Raw genomic sequence first — 26,081 nt, 5'->3', positions numbered from 1 at the left:
GGTGTCAATCCAGTAAGGAACGACGCCGCGCGCGGCGGACGTTTTCCAACGACGGCCGCGCCCGGGTGTTCGGCTCGGGGGCGAGGTCGGATCAGCGGCTCGCGGAGACGGCCGCGGCGGGGTGCGGGGCCTCGATGTGGACGGCTTCGATGACCGGCGTCTGGGCGGCCCCCCGGGCGTTGCCGCCGACGGCCAGGATCGTGTCGTTGAGGCCCGGCAGCAGGCGATGCGTCAGGCGCGGGAGCGCCCACGAGCCGACGGCTTCCCAGGCGTCACCGGCCTCGTTGAGGCGGAAGATTCGCCCCGAGGCGCCGCTGTAGACGACCCGACCCGCGACCTCGAACGCCGACGTCCCGAAACCTTCTGTGCGGCCGCCGCCCGGCAGATCAGGACCCTGCGACCACGTGCCGGTGGCGGGATCGTAGACGTCGACCCGGCGGTCGACCGTCATGCCGCCGCCGACCAGCCCGCCGAGGACGTAGAGCTTTCCGTCATGACCGGCCACGGAGAGGGCCCGACGCTGGAACGGCTGGGGGATCGTCTTCCAGCCCGCGTCCGGCGCGTCCAGGTCGAACGCGGCGGCGTCGTTCAGGAACTCAGACTCCTCGTCGGCGCCCTTCATGTGCCAGCCGCCCACGGCGTAGATCGTCCGGCCGATCACCACGGCGTCGTGCGTCGAACGCGGGGTGGGGAGCGGCGCAAGGGCCGTCCAGGTCTTCGTCTCGGGATCGAATTTCCCGAAGTCGGCGACCGAGTGGAGGTCGTGCTCCTCGCCGGCCTGGTTCTTCGCGACCATGCCGCCGATCCGGTAGAGGGACAGACCGTCGGTGACCAGGGCCAGGCCTTGCAGGTCCTGCTCCATCGGCAGTTCTTCCCAGGTCTTGCCGTCCTCGAGGTCGAGTCGCCGGAAGTGGCGGGCGGTCGTGCCGACGTCGTAGCTGTGGGTCTTGCCGACGTGGCCGCCGTAGATGTAGAGCCACTTGCCGAGCACCGCGCCGCCGAAGCTGTTCACGGCCGGGTCGGGGATGTTGGCGATCGTGGTCGTTTCGAGCGGGGTCTTGCCGCCCAGGAGCGTCGCGGCCGCCGTGAAGGTGAGCGTGGCGTAATAGCGGGTCTCGGTGTACGCCTTGCCGTCCACCTCGCCGCCGGCGGGATCGACGTGGTTCGCCCAGATCGCGGTTCGGCCTTCGGCCAGTCCTTCGACGGAGGCCCTCCCCTGCTCGTCCGTCGTGACCTCGGTCGACTCACCTTCGGTCGGATAGAGCTTGACCCGGGCGTTGGCGGCCGGCTCGCCGTTGTAGAGGACCTCGAGGACGGGCGCGGGGTCGGTCGCGACCAGTCGTACGCGAAGCTTGTCGCCGGCTTCCTTGACCTTCTCGCCCACGGCTTCGGTCTGCGCCCTCGCGGTGTAGTAGAGGCGGTACGAAGCGCCCCCCTTGGCCATGACGCCCAGGTCGCGCTCGGCGTCGACCAGGACGGGAGGCTTGCCCTCCCAGGTCGCCTCGCGAGCGGCCTCGGTCGCCTTGGACGGGACGACCTGGCCGTCGACGGTCAGGCGAAGCTCGCGGACGTACTTGACGAACCTGGCGTCGGGCTCGGGATCTTCGTTGAAGAACCCCTGGATCGTGGTTTCGCCGCGCTTCGCGCCCGGCTCGGCCCTGAGCCAGATGAAGTGGGCCTGAGCGGCCTGGGGGACGACGGTCGCGAAAGCGACGGCCAGGAGGAACGTGCGGGAGCGGACGAATGTCATCAGGAGGAACTCTCTAAGGCTGAAAGGCGGGTGGTTTGGGAACATGGGGACGGCGGATCGTGCGTCGGGGCGGGCTGCGGCGTTCGGCCGATTCAGCCCTCCTCGGGGATTTTGAGGTTCTTCTTGCGGGAGGCCGCCCTGGCCTCCATCTTCTTGCGAAGCAGACGATCGGCGTCGTCCTCGGCTCGGGCCTTGCGGCCCGCTTCCGAGTCGGCCGCGACGACGGGGCTGGTCGGCGAGGGAGCGGCGCCGCCGCATCCCGTCGCCGCGCCCGCCGCCCAGCCGAGGACGATCGAGCTCACGGTCGGCATCAAACGCGTGGAGAACTTCAACGTCCCTCTCTCCTGGGGGCTGGGTGGACGAGCCTCGCGGATCGTCGCGGGAGTCGGGCCGAGGTCAAAGCGCGTCGGACGAGACGACCTCGCCGCCGCCCATCGTGGAAAGGGCCTGGTAGACGGTCGGGGCGATCGAATCCTTCACGTTCCGGACGGTCCCGTCGCCGAACAGGAAGTTCGTGGTCCCGGGGTGGGCCGATCGGAAGTTGGGGAGCTTCTGGGCGGAGGTCGGGAAAGGAAGGCCGGGGGCGGGCTCGAAGACGTCGGTGTAGGACTCCGAGGCGCAGTCGTTCACCGCGTAGGCGTTACCCACGGAGTCGACGGTCCGGGCCACGAGACCGCCGATGATCCGCGCGGTCGCCGTGCCGTCGTTCCAGGTTCGGGACCGGCCGTAGGCCATGAACATCAGGTTGTCGTAGTAGACCGGCCCCGCCGTGTTGTACGTCGCCAGCGGCATGCAGACGCGGTTCGTCGTCCCGGAGGCGTAGAACTTGTTCCGCTGGCTGCCGCCGGCGGCCTCGCCCATCAGGAACGTGTTGCTCGTACCGTCCTGGATCTCGGCGAGCCTCGTGGCGGTGTCGATGCCGAACGGGCCCATCCGGTTCGTCTCGCCGAAACCCTTGGCGACGTACCGACCGGCCCCGCCGTTGAACAGGTAGTCCGTCACCGCCGCCCTGGGGACCGTCCATCCGACGCTCGCCGTGGCGCCGACCTCGCCCGTCGCCCGGTTCGACGGGCAGAGGAACATCCCGAGCTGCAGGCCGAACGCGGTGCTGTTTCCCCACTCCGACCAGCCCTGATAGCTCAGCCCGCCGGAGTACTGGCCCAGGCTGAAGTTGAACAGGTTGTAACCGTTGGTTTGCTCGATGTACGGCAGCAGGAAGCTATAGCCCGTGTAATTCATGTAGGCCTGGAACATCCCCCCCTGGGCGGCCGGCGGGAGCGCGTTGTGCGAGTCCACATAGTTGTGCAACGCCAGGCCGAGCTGCTTCAGGTTGTTCGTGCACTGGATCCGTCGCGCGGCCTCGCGCGCCGATTGGACGGCGGGCAAGAGCAGGGCGATCAGCACCGCGATGATCGCGATGACGACCAGCAGCTCGATCAACGTGAAACCGCGTTCGCGACGGGAACTCTTCATCTTGGAGCAAACTCCAGCGCCTGGATTCGTGTTGGGACGCCACTTCATGCGACGGCGTCCGCCGGCAGGCGGGTCGCCGAAAACTCAGCCGAAACGCTCGGCTCTCCTTGAGCGGGTCCTCCCCGCCGAAGGCCCACCTTCAGTCGATGGGATGAGGTATCAGGAGCTCGCCATAAAGTCGGTGCGATTGAGATTCAGTCTCAGTGCCGAAATGTAGCCGTGCGGAAATGGCTTGTCAAGAAGTGCGTTTTAGAAATTTGCAGACTGAATCGGGTGGGTGATCGGCCTCCCGTCAGCGTGAGCGGGAAGGATGGGCCGAGGACGCGCACACCGCGAGATGCGGGAGATGGTGGGAGAGGCGGATGGGGAAGGGGCGACGCCGGGCCGCTCTTCGTCAGCTAGCGTCGCGCTTGGGGGGGATGGCGCGGAGATGATCGGCGAGGGTTTCCAGCGAGGGCCAGCGATCGCGCTTGTTGACGGCGACCAGCTTCAGGAGGACGTCCCGGACCTCGTCGGAGAGTTTCGGCTTGGACTCCTGGGGGTCGTTCGGCGGCAAGCTGAAGCGCTGCAGGAGGGTGTGCGGCGATGCGGGGGAGTCGTAGGGGAGCTTGCCCGAGAGCAAGGAGAAGGCCACGACGCCGAAGCTGAAGATGTCGATATGTTCGTCGATCGGCTCGCGCCGGAGCAGTTCCGGGGCCATATAAAGCAGGCATCCCGTGCGGTTGCCCGGCCTGCGGAAGGCGGGGGTGTTCGGGACGGCGAGCCCGAAGTCGATGACCTTGGCCTGGCGTTCACGGTTGCGGGCGACCAGGAAGTTCCGCGGGTTGACGTCATGATGGATGAAGCCCGCCCGGTGGACCGCGTTCAGGCCCTCGGCCGTCTGGGCGAGCCATTCCAGCTTCTCCGCGGTGCGCGCGAGGCCCCCTTCGCGGATCTGCTCGAAGCTGATCCCGTTGAGGTATTCCATCACGAGGTACTGCTCGCCCCGCGAGGTCGTCCCATGCTCGTAAGTCCGGACGACGTGGGGGTGGCGGATCTGGAACGCGATCTCGCCCTCGGGGGGACGTTCCTCGTGACGAGACGCCCGAGCCTGGGCGGCGTCGTTCTTGTCGCGATCCAAAACCTTCAGGCAAATGGATTTACCCGATTCCGTGTCGAGCGCCTTGTAGACTCGCGACATGCTCCCTTGCGAGGAGACTTCCGACTGGATCAGGAAGCGCTTCTGGATGTCGACCCCGGTGCGGTGGCTTCCCGTCTGCGGGGGTGCCGCCAGGAACATGCCTTTGAGTCTGCCGATCATGGCGCCACGCCTCCTGTTCGATGCTTGAGAGTCCGGAAGGTCCGGATCCGCCGCGGGGATGCTCGCGATCCGAAACACCCCAGAACCCCTACGAGCGATACGATCGTTTGTGACGTGGTCGACCGACAACTCAAATGCCGGCTCGTAACGAAGCCCATCCTACCCTCGGGCGTGACCCTTAAAGTACTCGTGGAATGGAAACATGAATAAAAATTCATTTGCTGCGCGCGAAAAAGGAGGAGGGACCGGCACCCCCCCCTCCTTTTGCGTCGACGTCGTGATTCGGAGCGTTATTCCGGCGCGGGGACGCGGGATACCAGGCGTCCCGAGGGGGTGAGCAGCTCGCCTTCGGTCCTCGCCAGGATGCGACGGCTCCCGGCCGGATGGGGCGGTTCGAAGCTCGCCACCTTCACAAGCTTGGGGGCGCTCGGCGGCCAGTTCACGAACTCGGATTCCAGCAGCAGGACGTGCCGGCTCTCCGAGGTCTCCGGGAATGCCAGGTGCTGGGGGGTATGGATCAGGCGGATCGGCCTCCCCACGGCCCAGGCCAGGTCTTCAGGCCATTCATGCAGCGTGTGGATCGTCCAGTGCGGCAGGAGCCACTGGCCGATGGCCCTTCCCCACGGGCCCTGGCCATATCGGTAGTTCCACTCGGGCGTGTAATATCCCCAGTTTAGCCATTTCAGGCAGGCGGTCAGGACGAGCATCCCGATGACGGCCCGCCGGGCGCTTCGGGTTTCGACCGAGCGCCACGCAAGCACCGCCACGATCAGGCTGCCGAACGCCAGCACGACGCCGATGGGCCGATAGTAGGTGAAGACGATCGCCATCACGAACGTCGCGTAGGCCGCGACGAAGACCCAGCCGACGGTCAAGGCGAGCGCGATCCCGAAGAAAGCCCGACGCGCCCGGGGCGAGAGCCCGCCCGACCAGGCGGCCTCCAGGACGGCGGCGGCGGCGACCAGCAGGCCCGCGAGCGCCGGCAGGGCCGAGGCCGAGGCCAGACCCGGGACGATCGTCCCGCCGATCAGGGATGCGATCCCGATTCGCAGCCAGTCCAGCTCGATTCCCGAGCCATCCTGTTTGAGACTCCGTTGCAACGGCCCGCTCGCCAGCAGCAAGGCGAACGGCGAGAGGGGCATCCCCAGGACGAAGAGGCCGAGCGGGACCGCCCAGACAGGTTTCTGGGTCAAGGGGCTGGCCATCGCGGCGGCGATTGAGCCGAGCGAGGTCGGCAGGGTCCACGCCAGCTTCTGGGTCAGGGGCCAGACCAGGGCCGCCGCGGCGGCTTCCGCGGAGGCCGTCTGGACCGTCCAGGCCAGCCAGACGACGGCCGTCAGCACCGGAGGCGCGATCAACTTCAGCGAGAAGTCGGAGTCGCGGCGCCCCAGGACGATCACCGCCAGGGCCAGGACCACGAGCGGCGGCCAGCCTCCGGCCAGAAAGGCGAACGACGCCCAGGTTCCCGCGATCCAGTCGGAACGGCGGTTGACGAGCCGGTCGAGCGCGGCGATCGTCGCCATCCCGGAGAGGAAGTCGATCCCCGAACTCCCCGAGTGGCCCAGTAGCGCCCCGGAGCCGAACCAGGCGAAGCCGAACAGAAGCGCCGCGGTCGTCTTCCCGGCCGCGATCAGCCGATGCGCGATCAGCCAGCCGGCGATAAGCCCGGCGACGGCCGAGGGCCAGAGCACCGCGCCGTTCTCGGGGCGTCCCGGCTCGCCGAGCAGGTAGACCAGGCGGGAGACGGCGGCGCGGAGCGGCCAGACGTCGGGCCGCCACTGGCCGTAAATCTGTCCCAGCGGGCCGAATCCCGAGCTCGCCGCCAACCCGGTGCGGGCGTCGGCTCCAGTCAGTTCGGAATCGGCGCCCCCGAGGACGACGTAGGCCAGCCCGAGCAGCACCAGCGCCGGGCCGCACCAGGCGCGGGCGGGGGGGAGCTTCACGACCAGCTTGCCTTCATCGGGGCGGAACCTTCGGACGGCTTCAGCCCGCGACGTCCGCGTCGGAATCTCGTCAACGCTCATCGGGAGCCTCCTCGGCGATCGGTTCGTCACCCGGCAGGTTCCGCTCGTCGATCGTGATGGGGTGGTGGAGGTCGGAATCCGGCTTGTTCCGGGCCATCGAGTAGATGTACCCCGGAATCCAGCCGTCGCGGTAGGTCTGGCGGCGGGCTTCGGCGGAGACGTCGTCGATGGTCCAGCCGTCGCGCTCGAAGCGGTAGAGAGCGACGGCCGAGCCGGTGCGACAGGTCCCCCGGGCGCAGTGGACCAGGGCCGGCCGGCGATCGGGATCGTCGACGACTTCCAGGACCTTGCGGAACTGCTCCTCGCGTCCGAATCCGTCGCCGGGCATCGGCAGGTTGACGTAGCCGATGTTGAGCCGCTTCGCCACGTCTCGCTCCACGGCCGCCTCGCCGCCGGGGAGCTGGAGGTTGATGACCGTCTTGATCCCGTAGCGGCTCACCGCCTCCGCGAGCTGGTCGCTCGTGAGCTGGCCGCTGCGGTAGAGGACGCCCGGCTTGACGACGTCCCAGTGGTCCCATCGCAGACGATTCTGCCGGTCGAGCACGGCCATCCACACGGCGGCGACGGCGCTCGCCGCGAGGATCGCGCCGAGGAGGATTCTGCGCATTCGGCCCCATCCTATTTGAAGAGACGAACCGTTCGAGGTCGTGATCGCTCGGACGCCGGTGGGCGGGATGGGACGCAGAGGAGCAAGCCGTTCCGAAGCGGTCGGGCATGGTAGGCGAGGACCGCCCAACGGTCAATGCGAACCGGGGGGCACCGCCGGCGCGACCGCTCCCGGCTTCGGCCCGACTTGCTCGACGGGAGTCTCGCACATACGATAAGGCTGACTAAGGAGTTCAGAGGCGCGGCCAGCTGCCGCGACCGAATCCTCAACAGGGGAACCCGATGCCGCTTCTCTCACCCACCGGGTCGCCCGACGGCCGCCGCGCCGCAGGCCTGGCCCGATTTCTGGCCGTCGGCCTGCTGCTGACGTCGTTCGCGACCGCGCACGCGACCGCCGACGGCCTCCAGCCGGCCCAGAAAGACAGCAGCGCCCGGGCGAAGCCCAAGGACGTCGAGGTGACCGCCTCGATCGAGCCGGCCGAGGCCGCCCCGGGCGACGTGGTCCAGCTCAAGGTCCGCGCCAAGCTGAAGTCGGGCTGGCACATCTACACCTACTCCGATCACCAGCGCGACGAGGGTCCGCGGCACACGCTGTTCGACGCGTTCGACCTCGGCGGGCTGGAGAAGGCCGGTGAATGGACCGCCTCTAAGGAGCCGGAGGCCAAGGCGGAGCCCGCGTTCGACAACAAGACGTTCGAGTTCTTCGAGGACGAGGTCGTCTGGAGCCTCCCGCTCAAGGTCCCCGTCGACGCCGAGGCCGGCAAGAAGGCCGTGAAGGTTCAGGCGAGCTACCAGATCTGCAACGCCCAGAGTTGCAGCTTCCCCGGTCGCTGGACGCTCCCCGAGGCGACCGTGACAGTCTCCGGAGGCCAGGCCGCCGCGACGCCCCCCCCGGCCGCCGTCGAGGCGGCCCTCAAGGTGCCTTCGGCACCGAAAAAGAAGGACACGCCCGAGCGTCTGCGCCCGAAGGGGATCGTCGTCACCCCTTCCGTCGATCCGGCGGGTGTCCGCCCCGGCGGCGCAGTGACCTACAAGGTGACCGTCAAGCTGGACCCGGGCCTGCACATCTACGACGTCGCCCGGCCGGGCGCGGGCGATAACGGGCCGATCCCGACGTCGTTCGACCTGTTCGAAGTGGGGCCGTTCCACCCAGAGGCCACCTGGAAGCCCTCGCGCGAGCCGATCGCCAAGCCCGAGCCGGCGTTCGGCCCCGACGTGATCGTGGAATCCTTCGAGGACGAGGTGACGTGGTCGGTTGAGCTGAAGGTCCCCGCCGACGCCAAACCCGGCGAGCAGCCCGTCCGTTCCCAGATCCATTTCCAGATCTGCAACGAGAACTCGTGCTTCCCGCCGACCTATCTGACGCTGGACGAGGTCGTCGTCAAGGTGGCCGACGGTCCGGCCGTGGCGTCGGCCCCGGCTCCGGCTCCCACGCCAACGCCAACGCCAACGCCAACGCCAACACTAACGCCCACCGTCACGGGCGAGCTTCCGGCCGACTCGTCGACGGCGGTATCTCCCGCCCCGGTCGCCTCGACGCCCACGGTCGAGCCGTCGCCAGAAACGATCGAAGCCGCGGCCCCGATCAGCGAGATCGCCCGAACGGCGCAGCAGGGCTTGATCCCGTTCCTGATCGCCTCGGCTCTCGGCGGCCTGTTCGCGCTGGTGATGCCCTGCGTCTGGCCGATGATCCCGATCACCGTGAATTTCTTCATCAAGCAAGGGAAGGACGGCAAGGCCAAGACCACGGGCCTGGCCTTCGCGTACAGCGCGGCGATCATCGGCATCTTCACGCTGGTCGGCGTGTTCTTCTCGTTCTTCTTCTCGGCCGCGTTCCTCCAGAACCTGGCGAACAACCCCTGGCTGAACCTGCTGGTCGCCGGGCTCTTCCTGGCGTTCGGCCTGAGCTTGCTCGGCCTGTTCGAGCTCAGACTGCCGAGCTTCCTGCTGGACGTCTCATCCAAGGGGGAGGGTCGCGGCGGGCTGCTGGGCGTCATCTTCATGGCCCTGACGCTGACGATCACGTCGTTCACCTGCACGTTCCCGGTCGTCGGCGGGCTCCTCGTCATGGCGGCCGGCGGCAATTTCTTCTATCCGATCATCGGCCTGGCGACGTTCGCCGCGGTGATCGCGTTCCCCTTCCTGCTGCTGGCCCTCGCACCCGGGCTGCTGTCCAAGATGCCCCGCAGCGGCGACTGGATGAACTCGGTCAAGGTCGTCGGCGGGCTCGTGGAGATCGGCGCGGCGCTGAAGTTCCTGAACACGGCGGAACTCGGCTACGTCACCCCTGAGAACGCCTGGTTCGACGCCCAGGTCGTGCTGACCGCCTGGATCATCCTGTCGGCGGTCTGCGGGATCTATCTCCTGGGCCTCTTCCGCACGGACCACGACTACGCCGAGGTCAAGGTGGGCCCCGGGCGGATCGTGTTCGGCTGCCTCTTCCTGGGCCTGGCGCTTTACATGGCCCCTGCCCTGTTCGGCCGCCCGCCCCAGGGCCAGATCTGGGACCGCCTGATCGTGGGCATCCTACCGCCCGACTCGAACGAGCTGACGGCCGAGACGCGCATGGCCTCCGGCCCGTCGGGCGGCGCCGCCTTCGAGGAGGTCAGGGCGACCTCGTCCGACCCGGAGCAGGCCCTGCGCGAACAGAAGAACTTCCACGGCGTCCTCTGGGGCATGAGCCTCGATCAGGCCAAGGAGGAGGCCGTCGCGAAGAACCTGCCGGTTCTGATCGACTTCACCGGCGTCAACTGCGCCAATTGCCGGTTGATGGAGCGCAACGTCCTGCCCCGGGCCGACGTCTCCAAACTCCTCAAGGAATTCGTCACGGTCCAGCTCTACACCGACCGCGTGCCGATCGCCTCGCTCACGGCGGCGCAGCGCGAGGAGCTGGCGCAGCAGAACCAGGAGCGTCAGCTCGACATCGCGGCCGAGCAGACGAACCCGTTTTACGTGATCCTTTCGCCCGACGGGAAAGTCGTCGCGTCGATCGGCGGCTACAACGAGCCGGCGGTCTTCCAGGACTTCCTGGCCAAGGCCCTGGAGAAGGCGAGGGCCGCGACCTCCCAGGTCGCTCAGGCCGGCGGGGGTCAGCCCACCGGGCGGTAAAGCCGTTCGAGCCCGAGGCCGAGCCGGATGCGCTCGACCTCGGTCGGGTCGTTGACGGCGTTCTCGGGCGTGCGGCCGGCGAGCACGTTGAGGACGTCTCGCGCGACCATCGTCGCCATGTTCCGCAGCCCTTCCTCGGTCTGCGCCGCGCTGTGGGGGGTGAGCATCACGTCGCGGCGGCCGATGAGGGGGTGGTCGGCCGGCGGCGGCTCGACGTCGAAGACGTCGGCCCCGTAGCCCCAGAGCAGCCGGGCGTCGAGGGCGTCGGCCACGGCTTCCTCGTCGACCACCGGCCCCCGGCAGGTGTTGATGAGGATGCACCCTTCCCGGATGTTCGCCAGCGCCGCACGATTCATCATCTTTCGCGTGCTGGCGTCGAGCGGCAGGTGAAGGGTGACGTAATCGGACGCGCGGAGCAGCTCCTCATAGCCCACGCGCACGGCCCCGGCTCGCAGCTCAACCTCCTCGGGCGCCTGGACGATGTCGTGATAGACCACGCGCATCCCGAATCCCAGGTGGGCGATCTCGCCGAGACGACGGCCGATTCGACCGAAGCCGACGATGCCCAGCGTCCGCCCCAGGATCTCGCGACCGCGCATCGTCGTGCGGACCGCGTAGTTCCCCGCCTCCAGCTCGCGCATCATCGTCGGGAAGTGCTTGGAGAGGCCGATCATCATCGCGATGACGTGCTCGCACACGTCCTGCGTGTTGGCGCCCGGCGTATAGACGACCTGGACGCCGCGTGCGGTGGCCCCCGGGACGTCGATATGGTCGAAGCCGACGCCGTGCCGGCCGACGACCCGGAGCTTCGTGGCCCAGCCGAGCACCTCGGCGTCGATCTTGCCGGCCGTCCGGGTGATGATTCCATCGGCGTCGCGGACTCCCGACTTGACGGCCGAGCGATCCCTCGGGTCGACCAGACGGACCTCGGCGACCTCCTTGAGGAGGCGCATCCCGGATTCATCCATATCCGTCAACATGAGAACGATCGGCCGGTCCGACATGAGCAATCACCAGGGGCCAGGAGGCGAGGGAGCCGAGGATGCGTCGCTGACGTCCGGAAAGCGAGCGGCTATCATGGGATCGATCCCGGACGTCTTTCCCGGGTTCGGGACACCGTCTTAGCTTAAGATCCAACATGATCCGTGACAATCCAAGGGCACCCTCCGCGGCCGCTTCGCTGGTGATCCTCGCGGCGGTCGCCGCCCGCCTGGCGGTGATCCTCGCCGACGGCGCGCGGTTCGAGGATCCGGACAATTACCTCCCGCTGGCCCGATCGGTGGCCTTGGGGGAAGGGCTGACGCTGAACGGACGGGCGACGGCCTATCGGCCGCCGCTCTATCCCTTGATCCTCGCGCCGCTGTCGACGGCCTCGGGCGATCGCCCGACGGTGGGGCTCACGATCCTCCACCTGGCGCTCGGCGCGGGGACAGCTGGCTGTACGATGCTCGCGGCGCGTCGGCTGGGCGTCGGGCCTCGCCGGGCGCTCGTCGCGGGTTTGATCGTGGCCCTGGATCCGGTCCTGGTCTGGCAGGCTCGGGCCGTGATGACTGAAACGCTGACGGCGTTCCTGATCGCCGCGGCGCTGGCGAGGGCCTCGGCCGACGATCGTCGCGCGGCCCCCGGCTGCGGCGTCCTGCTGGGCCTCGCGACGCTCTGTCGGCCGAGCGTCCTTCCGGGGGCGGGGCTGGCCGTGCTCGCTGCGGCGTTTGCCGCCCCGGGGAGCCGAACCGAGCGACTCAAGCGCGCGGCCTGGCTCGGGCTGTCGGCGGCGGTCGTGCTGGCGCCCTGGGCCGTGCGCAACCGAATCGTCCTCGGCGAGTTCGTCTGGACGACCACGCACGGCGGCTACACGCTAGCGCTGGCGAATAACGAGGTCTACTATCGCGAGGTCCTCGACGCCCCCTGGGGGACCGTTTGGACGGGCCGTGAGCAGTCTCTCTGGTGGGACGAGGTCAATCGCCGGACGGCCGGCCTGGCCGAGCCCGCCGCCGATCGTCTCCTGCGCGACGAGGTCGTCGCCCTGGCTCGTCGCGAGCCCCGGACCTTCGCGCGGGCCTGCGCCGCGAGACTCGCGACCTTCTGGAGCCCGACGCCGGCCTCGGGGGCTTACGGCTTCCGCACGCGGGCGCTGACGGGGCTCTGGACCATACCTCTATGGATCGCGTTCGCTTTCGGGCTGGCGTCGCGAACGATTCGATGCTGGCCGGGAGTCGTCGCTCCCTGCTTGATCGTCGGCCTGACGGCGGTACACGCGCTTTACTGGACCGACTTGCGCATGCGGGCGCCGATCGTCCCGGCGATCGCTTTGGTCGCCGCGTTCGCCTGGTCGCGACGGCCGACGGGCTGATTCCGTCCCGTTCGATCGGATCAGGCCAGCGCACTCTCCTGATCGGAAGCGTCCGAAGTCTCCGACACGGTCCTGTGCTCGACGTCCGAGTTCGGAGCGCGTCGGAAAACCACCCAGCGCGACATCGAGAAGCTGATGGCGGTCGCCACGACGATGCCGACCACGGCCGCCGCGAGCCGGTGGCTCGCGAAGAACGGGTAGCGGCTCGGCAGGAACAGCCGGAGCGTCAGGCTCACCGCGATCCCCAGCGCGTTGCCGATCGCGTAGGTGAGATACTGGCGAGGGATCGAGCCCGACCGCGAGTCGTTGAACGTCAGGCGTCGGTTCAGCAGGAAGTTCCAGGTCATCGCCGCCCAGATGGCCAGCGAGCCGGCGACGAACAGGGGCCAGGTGAAGCCCTCCGCCGGGTCGTGCGGGCCGGCGAAGCCGAGCATTGCGAACAGCCACTGGAAGATGGCGTAGAGCGAGAGGTCGACGAACATCCCCGAGGCGCCCACCACGCAGAACTGGACGAGCCGTGAGAGCGTGCCGAAGCGATGGTCGAGGACCCGCTTGAGCTGCCTCAGGTCGTCCAGGCCGATGGCGTCGAGCCGCCGCTGGTCGTTCCGACCCGTATTGACGGGGACGTCCAGCAGACTCCCCGAGCACCAGGTCAGCACGTCCAGGAGGATGCGCGAGCCCGAGATCTCCTGGTTCTCCATCACCAGCGATCGGACGGCGGAACGCCGGAGCGCGGCCAGGCCCGAGAGCCCGTCCGAGGTCCCGAGCGCCAGCCTCCCCAGGATCTTCAGGGTCCGGCCCCTCACGCCCCCCGGGCTGAACAGGCCTCGGCTTGTGCGCGGGACGCCGACCACCACGTCGGCCGCGCCGGACTGGATCGGCTCCAGGACCTGCAGCAGCGCGTCGGGCCCGTACTCGCGGGAAGGGTCGAGGATCACGACGAGATCGCCGGTCGCGGCGAGGAGCCCGCGACGGAGCAGGCTGACCCGATTCGCCGCCTCATCGACGAGCTGCACGATGGGGTGGAGGCCCGGGACCGCCTGGACGTCTGGCGCGGAGCCCGCCCAGATCACCTCGACCCCGTCGATCCCCGGCTGCTCCAGCAGCAAACGCTGATAGATGGCCAGTTCGCCATCGCGTAACGGCTCGTCGCGATTCCCCGGAACGATCAGGCTGATTCGAGTCATGTGGCGCGAGCACCCTTCGACGCGAGGCGCGGTCAGTCGACGACGGCGCGATCGATCCAGCCCCCGCCCAGCACCAGGTCGTCCTGATACAGCGTGACGACCTGTCCCGGGGCGACGGCGGGCTGGGGAACCTCGAATCGGACCCGGACCCGGCCCTCGCCCAGCGGTTCGACCACGGCGGGGACCGCCTGATGCCGCGCCCGGATCTGGGCCAGGCAGGGCGCGGGGCCTTGCGGAGCGAGGCCTTGCCAGTTGAAGCGGGAGGCTTCGAGGCCAGGCCGCACGAGCGACTCGCGACGGCCCACGGTCACGGTCTTCGACGCCGGCTCGATCTGGACGACGTAGCGAGGCTCGCCGAACGCGATCCCGAGGCCGCGACGCTGGCCGATCGTGAACTTCTCGAATCCCGGATGCTCGCCGAGCACTGCGCCGTCTTCGTCGACGAGCGTCCCGGCGGTCTCCTGGTCGGGCCGGCGGTTGCGAACGAATCCCAGGTAGTCGTCATCGGGGATGAAGCAGATTTCCTGGCTCTCGGGCTTGTCATGGACGGGAAGCCCATGCTCCAGCGCCAGAGCCCGGACTTCGGCCTTCGCCAGGGCACCGATCGGAAAAAGGATGCGGTCGAGCAGCTCGGGGGCGAGGCCGGAGAGGACGTACGACTGGTCCTTGTCGCGGTCGCGGCCCCGGCCGACGCGGGTCGTCCCGTCGGCGGCCCGGGCGATCCGGGCGTAATGGCCGGTGGCGACGAAATCGGCGCCGACCTGCTTGCCATACTCCCAGAGGCGGCCGAACTTGAGCCAGATGTTGCACATCACGCAGGGATTTGGAGTCCTCCCCGCGAAGTATTCGTCGGCGAAGTAGTCCTGGATCCGGCCGAACTCGCGTTCGAAGTCCAGGACGAAGAAGGGGATCTCCAGCCGGTCCGCCACGCGCTGGGCGTCGAGCGCGTCGGCCACGCTGCAGCAGGTCTTGGCCCGCCGCTCCGCCGACTCGCCGTGGGAGCCGGTGCGCATGAAGAGGCCGACGACGTCGTACCCGTCGGCCTTCAGCATCTGCGCGGCGACGGAGCTGTCGACTCCGCCGCTCATGGCCAGGACTACGCGCTTGGGCATCTTGGCGGGGGGGCTCCAGGTGAAGGGAGGCGCCGCCGACGTCCGGAGGGACGCCGCGGCGTCGAAATCACTTGGCCGCTTTGGCGGCGGCGGCGGCTTCGGCCTTGGCCTTCTTGGTGGCGACCTTGGCGGCCTTGCGCTCGGCCTTGGCGGCCTTCGCGTCGGCCAGGGCGGCGCCGGTGTTGAAGCGCTCCTTGAGGCGGACGGCCTTGCCGGTGCGCTCGCGGAGGAAGTAGAGCTTGGCCCGACGGACCTTGCCCGAACGCTTGACGACGATGTCGGCGATGCGGGGCGAATGGACCGGGAACTTCCGCTCCACGCCCTCGCCCTGGACGATCCGGCGGACGACGAACATCTCGCGCGTGCCGCCGCCCGAGCGGGCGATCACCACGCCGTTGAAGATCTGGATGCGCTCCTTGTCGCCTTCCAGAATCCGGACGTGGACGTCGACCGTGTCGCCGATCTCGAACTTGGGCGGCTTCTCTTTCATGCTGCCCTGTTCGACCGCGGTGAGGAATCGATTCTGCATGACTGTGACCTTTCGAGCGGCCCATCCGGCGGGCCGGCGTGCGACGTGCTTTCTTGTAGGTGTTTCGCGAATGTCTTGGGGCGTCGGTCAGCGGCGGTGCTCGCGACGCCAGCGGGCGATGGCCGAGTGGTCTCCGCTCAGCAGGACTTCCGGGACGGCCAGCCCGCGATAGTCGCGGGGGCGGGTGTAGTGGGGGTACTCCAGGCCGCCGTCGGGTCCGAACGACTCGTCGACGGCGCTCTCGGCGTCGCCGAGGACTCCGGGGACCAGGCGGACGATCGCGTCGATCACGACCATCGCGGCCGGCTCGCCGCCCGAGAGGACGTAGTCCCCGACGGACAGCAGTTCGGGCTTGAGGATCTCGATGATCCGCTCGTCGAAGCCTTCGTACCTCCCGCACACCAGCGTCAGGCGTCCCGAGACGGCCAGCTCCGCGGCCCGGGCCTGGTCGAACCGCTTCCCCTGGGGGGAGAGGACGATCAGCCCGCCGGGGGGCTCCGCGGCGGCCCGCACGGCCTCGATCGCGGCGACCACGGGGGGCGCCATCAGGACCATCCCGGGGCCACCCCCGAACGGCCGGTCGTCCACCTGCTTGTGCCGCCCCTCGGCCCAGTCGCGGATGTCCCACAACCGGATTTCGACGAGCTCCTTGGCGAGCGCCCGGCCGACGATGCTCTCGCGCAGAAATCCCTCGAACAGGCCGGGGAAGAGCGTGAGGACGTCGATCCGGAGCGGCGGCGAGGCGGGTGGCATGATCCGGCCCGTTTCGGGGTCAGGAGGCGTTCGGGGCGGCGTCTGCGACGGGGGCGGAGGCGGCCGGCTCGGGCGCCGCGACCGGCTTCGGGAGTTCCCAGGGCTCGCCCGGGCCGGGCTTGACGACCTTGTGCCGGCGGAGGATCGCCGCGACCTTGTCCGAGGGCTGCGCGCCGACGCTCAGCCAGTAGCGGATGCGGTCGGCGTTGAGGACCGTCTGGGTCTCGGGGTTCCGCGACATGGGATCGTAGTGGCCCAGCTCCTCGATCGAGCGGCCGTCGCGCGGGCTGCGGGCGTCCATGGCGCAGATTCTGAAGAAAGGCCTGTGCCTGCGTCCCATCGACTTCATCCGGATACGAACCACTCGCGGTCTCCTCTCGAAATTTCCAGGTCGCCCGATCGGGCCCCGCCGGAACGACCGGCGACGGACGATGTCGGGTGATGCAGGGTCCTGCGGGACGGGCCCCGGGGCCGATCGCCGTGCTCGAAGTCGGCAGAGGCGGGCTGGGGCGGAATGCTTGCTCGTGTGCGGGGGAGGCGGGCCCGGATTCAGGCCCCGGGCTGGTCGCGCTGATCGCGACGCTTCTTGCGTTCTTCCTTCTCGCGCTGCTTGCGGAGTTTCTCTTTTTCCTTGGGGGTGAGTCGCTTTCCGGTGCCGACCTTGGGGGCGAACAGCTTGGCGGTGGGGTTGCTGGCCGCCGCGCGTCCCAGGCCGGTCATGGCCTTGATCTTGTCAAGCATGCTCATCTGGGACATCTGCTTGACGAAGGCCGCCATGGCGTCGAACTGCTTGACCAGGCCGGAGACGTCCGAGGGCTCGACCCCGGCCCCGGCGGCGATCCGGCGGCGGCGGCCGATGTCGATGAGGTCGGGACGACTCCGTTCGCGGGGCGTCATGCTGTCGATGATGCCCTGGATGCGTCGGATCTCGGCGTCGGCGTCGATGGCTCCGAGGTTCTCGGTCATCTGACCCATGCCGGGGAACATCCCCATCACGTCCTGGACCGAGCCCATTTTCTTGATCTGGATGATCTGCTTGCGGAAGTCCTCGAGGTCGAACTTCCCCTTCGCCATCTTCTCTTGCTGGAGGCGGGCTTCCTCGGCGTCCACGGAGGCCTGCGCGGCCTCGACGAGGCCGACGATGTCCCCCATGCCCAGCATCTGGCCGACCAGCCGCTCGGGGTCGAACGGCTCGAGCTTGTCGAGCTTCTCCCCCTTGCCGACGAACTTGACGGGGACGCCGGTCACCTTCCGGACCGACAGCGCGGCGCCGCCGCGGGCGTCGCCGTCGAGCTTGGTGAGGATGACGCCGTCCAGCTCGAGCGCCTTGTTGAACGCGGCGGCCGAGGCCACGGCGTCCTGGCCGGTCATCGCGTCGCAGACGAAATAGACCTGGTGGGGCCGGACCTTCTTCTCGATCTGCACGAGCTCGGCCATCAACTCGTCGTCGACGTGGAGTCGGCCGGCGGTGTCCAGGATCAGGGTGTCGCACCCCTTGCGGTTGGCCTCGATGACCGCGTCCTGGCAGAGCTTGACCGGGTCGGCCCCGGCCTGCGAGAAGACGGGGACGCCGACCTGTTCGCCCACGACCTTGAGCTGCTCGACGGCCGCCGGCCTTTGGAGGTCGGCCGCGACGAGCATCGGCCGCCGTTCCTGGGAGACCAGGAGCTTCGCCAGCTTGCCCGAGGTGGTCGTCTTGCCCGAGCCCTGGAGGCCGCAGAGCATGATGACGGTGGGGCCGGTCTTCTCGAACCGGATCGTCGGGTCGGACGGGCCCATCGTCGCGATCATCTCGTCGTGGACGATCTTGACGAGCTGCTGCTCGGGCCGGACGCTCTTCACGACCTGCGCGCCGACGGCCTGCTCCTGGATGCGGGCCATGAAGTCCTGGACGACGTTGAAGTTGACGTCGGCTTCCAGCAAGGCCGTGCGCACTTCGCGCAGGCCTTCCTTCATGTTGGCCTCGGTCAAGACGCCGCTGACGCGGAACCGCTTGAAGGCGGAGGACAGGCGCTTTTGCAGATCGTCGAACATGACTCGTCGGGTCCACGGGCGGAGGAGGTCGCGAATCGACCACTATAACGGCGGCCTTCGTTCCTCGCAACGCGATTTCACGTCAGGAGGTCGTCGCGGAGGGTGCGGAGGCGGTCGGCCGCCGGCTTGGCCGAGCCGTCGGGGCGGTGGAGGCCGCCGTGGGGGTATAGGTGGGGGGAGCCATCCGTGGGCTGGAGCCAGTTCACGGACCGGACGAACGGCTTGGCGAGGGCCAGGGAGGCCCAGCGGGCGGCCCAATCGGCCTGCATGGCCTCGGTGGGCGACGAGGGCCATTGCCACGCCTCGACCTTGACGTTCGGGTCGGCGTTCGGGTCCGGGGCCGCCGACGAGGGGGCGACCAGCGTGAGGTTCAGGGGGACGTTGAGCAGCGAGTAAAGGTCGAGGAGCCGGGAGAAGTCGAAGAGGTCTCGGTTGTCGCCGCCCGGGTTCGAGTAGCCCGGGGCGACCTCCAGGGTGATGCTGGAGATCCCGACGTCCGACCGGATCAGGTAGTCGCACAGGTGGAGGGGGCCGAGCTGGAACCGGCTCCCGCTCATCCATTCCATCCAGGGCCGGTCGACTCCCAGGCTGAGCTGGGCCGCCGGATCGGCCTGGCGGGCGACCTGGAGCGCCCTGGCGGTGATTCGGATCTGGTCTTCCTCGCCGAGACCGAGGACCTCGTGACCGGCCGGGCGGTGGGCGATCTGCCAGACCGGGATCTTGCCCCGGAAGCGGGTCACGGCCTGTCGCACGTAGTCGGCGACGAAGCTGCTGATGGTGTCGACGTCCCCTTCCCAGAGCCAGATCCAGTCCGGGAAGCACGCCGCGCGAAACTCGATGAGCGGGCCGGCCTCGACGTTCAGGCGATGCTTCCGGCACCACGCGACCTGGGCGTCGAGCAGATCCCAGCGGTATTTCCCCTCCGAGGGGGCGGTCTCGCGCCAGGAGGCGGCGGCCTGGGCCGAGTTCAGGCCCGAGACCCATCGAGCCGAACCGGCCGCCTTGGCGGGATCGCCGGCCAGCACGCAGCCCAGGCCGGTCCCGAGCCGGCCGGAGACCGCCAGGCGGTTTTGCAGCACCTGCGCCGTGTAGGTCTCGGTCAGGATCTCGCCGGCCCGGCTCGACGCCTCCAGGCTCTCCTGGGCCGCCGTGAAGCAGTCGTCGGACTCGCCGGTGGTCAGGGCCGCGCGGACGAAGGCGCGGCGCGAGGTGCGCATCAGCTCTTCGAACGTGGAATTGGTTCGGAGCCCGAGCTGGGTCCAGTCGGCCGCCTGATTACGGACGTCGTTGAGCCGTCCCCGCGCCAGCTCGAGCGCCAGCACGTAGGGCGTGGGGCGTTCGCCAAGCGTCGCGGTCCCCACGACGGGCGAGCCGAAGCCGGCGATCGGCCAAGGCGTGAAGAGTCGCCCGCTCTCGCTGGAGTCGCTCGTGCAGGTCATCAGGCCGTTGCGAAAGTCCAGGTTCAAGCGTCCCGGAGTTCGGTCGAGGCCGGTCGTGTAGACGCGACGATGGCTCGCCAGCCGGCCGGCGATCTCGTTCGACGGCAGCTTGAACTTGAGAACCCCCATACCTTGCGTCCACCCGAGACCAGAGGTCAGCATTCCTGGGGCTAAGCGGCGGGAAAAATTGATAACGATCGTGGGCTCGCACCATCACGGGCGTCCCGCCTGATTATATCGAAGATATCCGCGCGTCCAGACCTTGAACAGACGGCGACGGTCTTCCCGCTCTCGCGAACGCCGTTCCGACGGCACCGCTTTCCCCCGGTACGAAAATCGTTAGTCTTGTCCTATAGGCGTCGACGATTCGAGGCCGACGACTTGAGCCCGGTCCTGCGCCACGCCCGGCGGGACGAGCTGGAAGGGATGGTCGAGACGGCCGCTCGCTGCATTGTGGATCTCTCTCAGGGCCGCCGCCCCCCCCTCGATGTCTGGTCGACGGATCGCTGAGAGACGGCTGGATCTGGTGAAGGAGGTCGGGCGATGACGAGCGATGATCCCGAGGCGGAGGCGCTCCTGGCGAAGCGGCGCGGCCTCTCCCACCGAGGTTGCAACGTGCACTTCCTGGACGGCGGCGTGGTCGTGGTGCCGCAAGGCCCGTCGAAGGTCGCCGATCCCGACTGGAACTGGAGGACGACCTACGACCGGATCGCCAGGCTCGGGCCGGAGCCGCCGGCCTGGGAGTTGGGCCGTGCCGTTCAACGGGCCCTGACCTGCGATGCCGCCGCGTTCGACCGGGAGAACGGCCTAGGGACGTATGTTCAGGCCTTGCGGAAGCTCGGGATCAAGGCACCGACCATCCTGGAGCGGTCGTCTCGATCCTGCGCCGTCAAGGACCTGGGGGAGCGGATCGACATTCACGGATACTCGGCCGAGCCTTACGAGGCGACCGAGACCGAAAGCTGTGATTTCGACGCCCAGGCGATCGGCGGACTCCTGCTGTCGCTTCGATCGCGTTGCCCACTCCCCGCGCCGCTGGTCACGCCCCGGCCCGGCCGGTCCTTCGCCTCTCGAAAGCCAGGTCAGTCGACCGTCGACGGCGGGACGCCGGCCACGTTCGGGTACAAGACGTGGTGGCTGGTCGTCGATTCGCTGGATGCGTCGGCCGTCGCCGAGACGCTGGGGCTCCGCGAGACCCGGCCGGCGGAGTGGGACGTGGACCCGTACAGCCCGGGAGGCGTGTTCGTCTCCCCCTCCGGGCTGGGCTGGACGTTCATCCTGGGACATCCCATTCATGAACCGGGCGATCCTCGGCTGGCCGATCTCCTGCGCGATCTGAGCCGGAGGTTCGGCGAGGCCCAGTTCTACGTCTCGCATCGCGTCGTCGAATTGCAGGGGTGGGCCCGGGCGGTCGACGGTGAGATCATCAGGGCCTACGGCTGGCACGGCGAACACGGCGAGGTTTTCTGGGATGAGGGGCCGCTCACCCAGGAGGAGCAGGTCCTCGGTTTCGGCCGGTTCGTCGATCAGTCGACGGTGGACGGCGATTGGGGAGATCGGACGACTCCCGACGAGCAGGACGTCATGGACCTCGCCGGCCGCTGGAGCGTCACGCCGCAGGAACTGGCCGCCTACGACTCCGAAGGCCCTGGGGTTCTCGGGAAGTTGGTTTGATTCTTCACATCTCGGCCGTCGCGGCAAGGGCGCGGCCGGGCGTCGCCGCGACCATCCCTTTTCGAAAGCGACGAGGGCCAGGGGCGGCTTGCGGCCGCCCCCGGCCCTCGGTTGCTGGTCGTCGCGAGGGGCGCTCAGCTCAGACCTGGAACGAGGAGCCGCAGCCGCAGCTCTTGACGACGTTGGGGTTGTTGAAGACGAACCCGCGCTTCTCCAGCCCGTCGTAGAAGTCGAGGACGGTGCCGTCGAGGTAGGGGTCGAACTTCTTGTCGATGGCGAGCTTGACGCCGAAGTAATCGGCGATGCGGTCGCGATCGCTGGTGTCGGTGTCGAAATTCAGGCTGTAGGAGAACCCGCTGCAGCCGCCGCCCTGGACGCCGATGCGGAGAACGGTATCCTCGGGAAGGCTTTGGTCGGTGATGATCTTCTTGACTTCGTCGGCCGCCTTCTCGGTCAGCGTCACGCCCATCGCACGATCTCCTTTTCTTGCATCTCGCTCGGAACGACTCGGAAACCACCTGAAGCGGCATGGCTCCGCACGGGGAATCATACCACGACGTCAACCTGAAACGTGTTCGCTCGAATTCCGCCCCGCCCCGGCCGTCCAGGCAGCGCTGTGCAGCCGGAGGGTCGAGACGGCGTTCGCCACGAGCTCGATTGCGAAATCGATCTCGTCCGCGGTGTTGAAACGGCCGACGCCGAACCGGAGGCTCGCCCGCGCCGAGTCCTCGTCGCGACCCATCGCGCGGAGGACGTGGCTGGACTCCGGCTCGGCCGAAGTGCAGGCGGCGCCGGAACTCACGGCGATGTCGCGCATCGCCATCATGAGCGCCTCGCCGTCGACGTAGGCGAAGCTGAGATTGAGATTGCCGTCCAGCCTGGCGACCGGATGGCCGTTGAGCGTCACGTCCGACACGCGGTCCCGGATTCCCGCTTCGAGCCGGTCGCGCAGGCCTCGAATTCGGGGAAGGTCCACGCTCCGCTCGCGGATCGCCAGCTCGACGGCCGCGCCGAGGCCGACGATCAGAGGGACGGCCAGCGTCCCGCTTCGCATTCCGCGCTCATGGCCGCCGCCGTCGAACAGCGGCCGGAGCCGGACCTGGGGATCGCGGCGACGGACGTACAAAGCGCCGATGCCCTTCGGACCGTAGAGTTTATGCGCCGAGAGGCTGAGAAGGTCGATTTGGTCGGCTTCGACGTTCAGGTCGAGCTTGCCGACGGCCTGGGTGGCGTCGGTGTGGAAGACGACCCCGCGCTCGTGGCAGATCGCGCCGATCTCCCGGATCGGGTTGATGGTGCCGACCTCGTTGTTGGCCGTCATGACCGAGACGAGGACGGTCTCGGGCCGGAGGGCCTGGCGCACAGCCTCGGCGTCCACCCGACCGGACTCGTCGCAGGGGACCAGGGTCAGCTTCCAATCGTCCTCGCGGGCCAGACGTTCCACCACGTCCAGGACCGACTTGTGCTCCACGGTCGTTGCGACCAGATGATCGCCGCGACGCCGAAGCCCCGGCAACACGCCCTTGATCGCCAGGTTGTTGGCCTCGGTGGCCCCGGAAGTGAAAACGATCTCCCGAGGGGCCGCCCCGAGGGCCCCGGCGACCTGCACGCGGGCCCGTTCCACGGCCTCGGCCGCGTCCCGGCCGAAACGGTGGGAGACGCTCGCCGCATTGCCGTAAACCTCGGTCAGATAAGGCAGCATCGCCTCGACCACCCGAGGATCGGGTTTCGTGGTGGAATGATTGTCGAGATAGACGGCCGACCTGGACACAGAGTGGGACCTCGCCCGGGGCGGATTTTTCGCACCATATTCTGCACTTTTTATCTTACTGGCCGAAGCGCCGAGGATCAAGACGCCGGAAGCGACGGGCCTTCGGATCGTGGCCGAACCTCCTTGAAGAATTCCGGGTTGTGCCGGTTTCCGGGGCCGGGTAGAAAGCCGGTTGCCACGATGCGCGAGGGGGCCGACGGCGGACCAGCCGCCCGGCGCGCCCATCAGGGATGACCAACCACTGGCAATGAGCCGGGCACGGCGGGAGGCCGAAGTGGCGTACGACAAGAAGCAGGCGACGGAGGAGTTCGGTCGCTGGAGCGAGAGCTACGATCGCTGCGTGCTCCAGTGGCTTTTGTTCGGCCCCTCGCATCGTGCCCTGATCCGCCGGATCGGGGCGGTCGCCGAGGGCCGGCCGGCCTCGATCCTCGATGTGGGCTGCGGGACCGGCGTTTTCGCGTCGAGGGTCCGCGAGGCGATTCCCGACGCGAGAGTGGTCGGGGTCGACCTCGTTTCCGACATGCTGACGCAGGGCGCCCACCGTTGGCGGGCCCTCGCCGACGCCGTCCATCCCGTCCAGGGGGACAGCGAGCGACTGCCGTTCGCATCGGGGTCGTTCGACTTCGTCACCTGCGCGAACAGCTTCCACCACTACCCGAACCAGGAGCGGGCCGTGGCGGAGATGCACCGCGTCCTGAAGCCCGGCGGGCGACTGCTGCTGATCGACGGCTACCGCGACGCCCCCTGGGGCTGGTTCATCTACGACGTCTGCGTGACCTACCGCGAGGGCAACGTCCACCACGCCTCCGCCCAGCGGTTCCGCGAGATCCTCGACCGCGCCGGCTTCCAGGCCGTCGCCCAGAAGGTCCACCGCGGCCCCGCCCCGTTCCTCCTCAACGAGGCGATCGCCGCCGAGCCCGCCCCGCTCTACCCCGCGCCCCACTTCCACCTGCGAACCCCGGCGACGGCCCCTCGCGAAGCTGAGGTCTGACCCGCCGCCAGTCTCTCGCTTTGCAAGCCAGATCGATTTAGGACGCCATGTGGGCCCGCCGAGGCGAGATTCGGCGGGCTCGCGGTCGTGTTGAGGAAACACCCGACCTCGATAGAGGCGGCGGATGTCCCCTGTCGGCGAGAGCCGCGCGCTGGTATATCTGCTCGTTCCCTCTGAGGATTAGGACGTTCTCCATCGACGGCCCATGCGGGGGTCTGCGCGCCGGATGCGCGGCCCCTCGGCCGAAATGTGGGCCGAACCGGCGTCGGATTGGATCGCATCGCATTGCGAAAGGCGGAGCAGGATCGTGCAGCGCGTCGAGACAGTTCGTGAGGCCTGGGAGGAAGCGCTCGGGCGGGTCGGCCGAGGCGTCCACGTCGCGATCGAGCATGATGGCCCGCCCCGGGTCGTCGAGTCCCCTGGGGGCGAGACCCCCGATCGCGTCGCCTTCATCCCCCCCTGCCCGATCGACCGCCTCGGCGACGCCTCGTTTCGCCAGGCCCACGGCGTTCGCTACGCCTGCCTGGCCGGCGCGATGGCCAACGGGATCGCCTCCGTCGAACTCGTCGAGGCGATGGGCCGCGCCGGGATGCTCGGAATTTTCGGCGCGGCGGGGCTCGGCGTGGACGCCGTCGAGAAGGCCGTCGACCGGATTCAGGGCAGTTTGGGCGACAAAGCGCCGTATGGTTTCAATCTGATCCACAGCCCGCAGGAACCGGCGATAGAGTCCGCCGTGGTCGACCTCTACCTCCGGAAGCAAGTCCGTCTGGTGGAGGCCTCCGCGTTCCTCAACCTGACGCCGCCGGTGGTCCGATACCGGGTCGCGGGGATCCATCGCGACGAGCGAGGCCGGGTCGTCGTCCCGAATCGGATCATCGCCAAGGCGTCGCGGGTCGAGGTCGCCCAGCGGTTCCTCGCCCCCCCGCCGGAGAAGATCCTGCGGACGCTCGTCGAGCAAGGGGCGATCACGGCCGAACAGGCCGCGATGGCCGCGACCATCCCCATGGCCGACGACCTGACCGCCGAGGCCGATTCCGGCGGCCACACCGATAATCAGCCCCTGGTCATCCTGCTCCCCACCTTCCTCGCCCTCCGCGACCGGATGGCGGCCCAGTACGGCTACGACCGGCGGCTGCGCATCGGCGCGGCGGGGGGGATCTCCACCCCCTGGGCGGCGGCCGGAGCGCTCGCGATGGGTGCGGGCTACCTGGTGACGGGCTCCGTCAACCAAGCCTGCGTGGAGGCCGGCACCTCCGACGTCGTCCGCACGATGCTCTCCCAGGCCCAGCAGGCCGACATCGCCATGGCCCCCGCCGCCGACATGTTCGAGATGGGGGTCAAGGTGCAGGTCCTCAAGCGTGGGACCATGTTCGCCATGCGGGCCGCCAAGCTCTACGAATACTATCGAGCCTACGACCGCCTGGAATCGATCCCCGACGCCGACCGCGCGACGCTCGAGAAGACCCTCTTCCGCATCCCGCTGCCCGAGGTCTGGGAGCAGACCCGGGCCTTCTTCGCCCGCCGCGACCCGGCCCAGATCGCCAAGGCGGAGGCCGACGCCAAGTACAAGATGGCGCTGGTGTTCCGCTGGTATCTCGGCCAGTCCTCGCACTGGGCGAACGTCGGCGAGCCGTCGCGGGCGGTGGACTACCAGATCTGGTGCGGCCCGGCCATGGCCGCCTTCAACGACTGGACGCGCGGGACGTTCCTCGAGAAGCCCGAGAATCGTCGCGCGGCCGACGTCGCCCTGAACCTGCTCCACAACGCGGCGGTGCTGCTCCGGGCCCGAACCGCCGCGATGCAAGGGGTCGTCGTCCCCGACGGCTCGCCCCGTTTGGCCCCGCTGCCGCGTGAAGAGATTGAGAAGCTGGGGTCGGATCTTTAACATAGAGCCCCGACCTCGCCCGCACCACGCCCGGACGACTGAGATCTCCCCACCCGGCCCGCATCGACGCTCGAAAGGGAAGTGACTTGACTCAG

General features: G+C 68.6%; 20 protein-coding genes and 1 pseudogene. 5 read left to right on the top strand and 16 right to left on the bottom strand.

All coding sequences use genetic code 11. From position 1 onward, the window contains the following. Positions 1 to 91: 91 nt before the first annotated feature. From VT85_RS06345 to VT85_RS06320, 6 genes are all read right to left on the bottom strand, one after another. Entirely contained in the window at positions 92 to 1,750 is a 1,659-nt protein-coding gene (locus tag VT85_RS06345; RefSeq protein WP_068421505.1) for a kelch repeat-containing protein, read from the bottom strand. 92 nt (positions 1,751 to 1,842) lie between these two features. Beyond that, entirely contained in the window at positions 1,843 to 2,082 is a 240-nt protein-coding gene (locus VT85_RS06340) for a hypothetical protein (RefSeq protein ID WP_068412142.1), read from the bottom strand. A 64-nt stretch (positions 2,083 to 2,146) separates the two neighbouring features. After that, positions 2,147 to 3,223: a DUF1559 domain-containing protein gene (locus VT85_RS06335; RefSeq protein ID WP_068412140.1), complete on the bottom strand. Its 1,077-nt coding sequence runs from the start codon at positions 3,221 to 3,223 to the stop codon at positions 2,147 to 2,149. 394 nt (positions 3,224 to 3,617) lie between these two features. Next, on the bottom strand, positions 3,618 to 4,523 hold the full coding sequence (locus VT85_RS06330) for a serine/threonine-protein kinase (RefSeq protein ID WP_068412138.1): 906 nt from the start codon (positions 4,521 to 4,523) through the stop codon (positions 3,618 to 3,620). A 290-nt stretch (positions 4,524 to 4,813) separates the two neighbouring features. After that, positions 4,814 to 6,547 carry a hypothetical protein gene (locus VT85_RS06325; RefSeq protein WP_068412136.1) on the bottom strand — a complete coding sequence of 578 codons (1,734 nt, stop codon included), beginning with the start codon at positions 6,545 to 6,547 and terminating at the stop codon, positions 4,814 to 4,816. After that, complete coding sequence (locus tag VT85_RS06320) at positions 6,537 to 7,154, bottom strand: fused DSP-PTPase phosphatase/NAD kinase-like protein (RefSeq protein ID WP_068412133.1); 618 nt, start codon at positions 7,152 to 7,154, stop codon at positions 6,537 to 6,539. The genes VT85_RS06325 and VT85_RS06320 overlap by 11 nt, the downstream gene beginning before the upstream one ends. Before the next feature lie 281 nt (positions 7,155 to 7,435). Here VT85_RS06320 and VT85_RS06315 point away from each other — a divergent pair, with 281 nt between their 5' ends. Then, positions 7,436 to 10,261 (top strand): protein-disulfide reductase DsbD family protein, encoded by a 2,826-nt coding sequence (locus tag VT85_RS06315; protein WP_068412127.1) that lies wholly within the window; start codon positions 7,436 to 7,438, stop codon positions 10,259 to 10,261. Here the strand turns inward: VT85_RS06315 and VT85_RS06310 are convergent. Further along, on the bottom strand, positions 10,243 to 11,241 hold the full coding sequence (locus VT85_RS06310; RefSeq protein ID WP_255376988.1) for a hydroxyacid dehydrogenase: 999 nt from the start codon (positions 11,239 to 11,241) through the stop codon (positions 10,243 to 10,245). The two genes, VT85_RS06315 and VT85_RS06310, sit on opposite strands and share 19 nt — an antisense overlap. Positions 11,242 to 11,399: 158 nt before the next feature. Here VT85_RS06310 and VT85_RS06305 point away from each other — a divergent pair, with 158 nt between their 5' ends. After that, positions 11,400 to 12,611, top strand: a complete 1,212-nt coding sequence (locus VT85_RS06305; protein ID WP_082858396.1) for a phospholipid carrier-dependent glycosyltransferase — start codon at positions 11,400 to 11,402, stop codon at positions 12,609 to 12,611. Positions 12,612 to 12,631: 20 nt separating this feature from the next. On the opposite strand, the gene VT85_RS06300 is transcribed toward VT85_RS06305, so the two are convergent. The 7 genes and pseudogenes from VT85_RS06300 to VT85_RS06270 all read right to left on the bottom strand — a co-directional run bounded on the left by VT85_RS06300 (position 12,632) and on the right by VT85_RS06270 (position 19,794). Continuing rightward, positions 12,632 to 13,798: a GtrA family protein gene (locus VT85_RS06300; protein ID WP_068412122.1), complete on the bottom strand. Its 1,167-nt coding sequence runs from the start codon at positions 13,796 to 13,798 to the stop codon at positions 12,632 to 12,634. 32 nt (positions 13,799 to 13,830) lie between these two features. After that, positions 13,831 to 14,910: a tRNA 2-thiouridine(34) synthase MnmA gene (gene mnmA, locus VT85_RS06295; RefSeq protein ID WP_068412116.1), complete on the bottom strand. Its 1,080-nt coding sequence runs from the start codon at positions 14,908 to 14,910 to the stop codon at positions 13,831 to 13,833. Between the two features lie 187 nt (positions 14,911 to 15,097). After that, positions 15,098 to 15,439, bottom strand: a pseudogene (rplS, locus tag VT85_RS28970) (50S ribosomal protein L19); the annotation flags it as partial. Between the two features lie 87 nt (positions 15,440 to 15,526). Further along, positions 15,527 to 16,192 carry a tRNA (guanosine(37)-N1)-methyltransferase TrmD gene (gene trmD, locus VT85_RS06285; protein WP_068412108.1) on the bottom strand — a complete coding sequence of 222 codons (666 nt, stop codon included), beginning with the start codon at positions 16,190 to 16,192 and terminating at the stop codon, positions 15,527 to 15,529. Between the two features lie 19 nt (positions 16,193 to 16,211). Next, positions 16,212 to 16,493 carry a 30S ribosomal protein S16 gene (gene rpsP, locus VT85_RS06280; RefSeq protein ID WP_231871464.1) on the bottom strand — a complete coding sequence of 94 codons (282 nt, stop codon included), beginning with the start codon at positions 16,491 to 16,493 and terminating at the stop codon, positions 16,212 to 16,214. Positions 16,494 to 16,741: 248 nt separating this feature from the next. Continuing rightward, positions 16,742 to 18,226 carry a signal recognition particle protein gene (gene ffh, locus VT85_RS06275; protein WP_068412103.1) on the bottom strand — a complete coding sequence of 495 codons (1,485 nt, stop codon included), beginning with the start codon at positions 18,224 to 18,226 and terminating at the stop codon, positions 16,742 to 16,744. A gap of 77 nt (positions 18,227 to 18,303) precedes the next feature. Beyond that, positions 18,304 to 19,794 (bottom strand): endo-1,4-beta-xylanase, encoded by a 1,491-nt coding sequence (locus tag VT85_RS06270; protein ID WP_068412101.1) that lies wholly within the window; start codon positions 19,792 to 19,794, stop codon positions 18,304 to 18,306. Positions 19,795 to 20,208: 414 nt separating this feature from the next. Between VT85_RS06270 and VT85_RS06265 the strand changes: the two genes are divergently transcribed. Further along, a complete protein-coding gene (locus tag VT85_RS06265; protein ID WP_068412094.1) occupies positions 20,209 to 21,339 on the top strand; it encodes a hypothetical protein in 1,131 nt (376 codons plus the stop codon). A gap of 139 nt (positions 21,340 to 21,478) precedes the next feature. Here the strand turns inward: VT85_RS06265 and VT85_RS06260 are convergent, their stop codons facing one another. After that, the gene (locus VT85_RS06260; RefSeq protein WP_068412092.1) at positions 21,479 to 21,808 is read right to left on the bottom strand and encodes a HesB/IscA family protein; all 330 of its coding nucleotides are present in this window, start codon (positions 21,806 to 21,808) and stop codon (positions 21,479 to 21,481) included. Between the two features lie 90 nt (positions 21,809 to 21,898). Further along, complete coding sequence (locus VT85_RS06255; protein WP_197491126.1) at positions 21,899 to 23,110, bottom strand: cysteine desulfurase family protein; 1,212 nt, start codon at positions 23,108 to 23,110, stop codon at positions 21,899 to 21,901. 274 nt (positions 23,111 to 23,384) lie between these two features. Here VT85_RS06255 and VT85_RS06250 point away from each other — a divergent pair, with 274 nt between their 5' ends. Together VT85_RS06250 and VT85_RS06245 are read left to right on the top strand one after the other, a co-directional pair. Next, positions 23,385 to 24,101 (top strand): class I SAM-dependent methyltransferase, encoded by a 717-nt coding sequence (locus VT85_RS06250; protein ID WP_068421502.1) that lies wholly within the window; start codon positions 23,385 to 23,387, stop codon positions 24,099 to 24,101. A gap of 307 nt (positions 24,102 to 24,408) precedes the next feature. Then, on the top strand, positions 24,409 to 25,986 hold the full coding sequence (locus VT85_RS06245) for a PfaD family polyunsaturated fatty acid/polyketide biosynthesis protein (protein ID WP_231871463.1): 1,578 nt from the start codon (positions 24,409 to 24,411) through the stop codon (positions 25,984 to 25,986). The last annotated feature ends 95 nt before the right edge of the window (positions 25,987 to 26,081 follow it).

This window comes from Planctomyces sp. SH-PL62 (genome assembly GCF_001610895.1).
Lineage (GTDB): Bacteria > Planctomycetota > Planctomycetia > Isosphaerales > Isosphaeraceae > Paludisphaera.
This window is presented reverse-complemented; position numbering and strand designations above follow the sequence as displayed.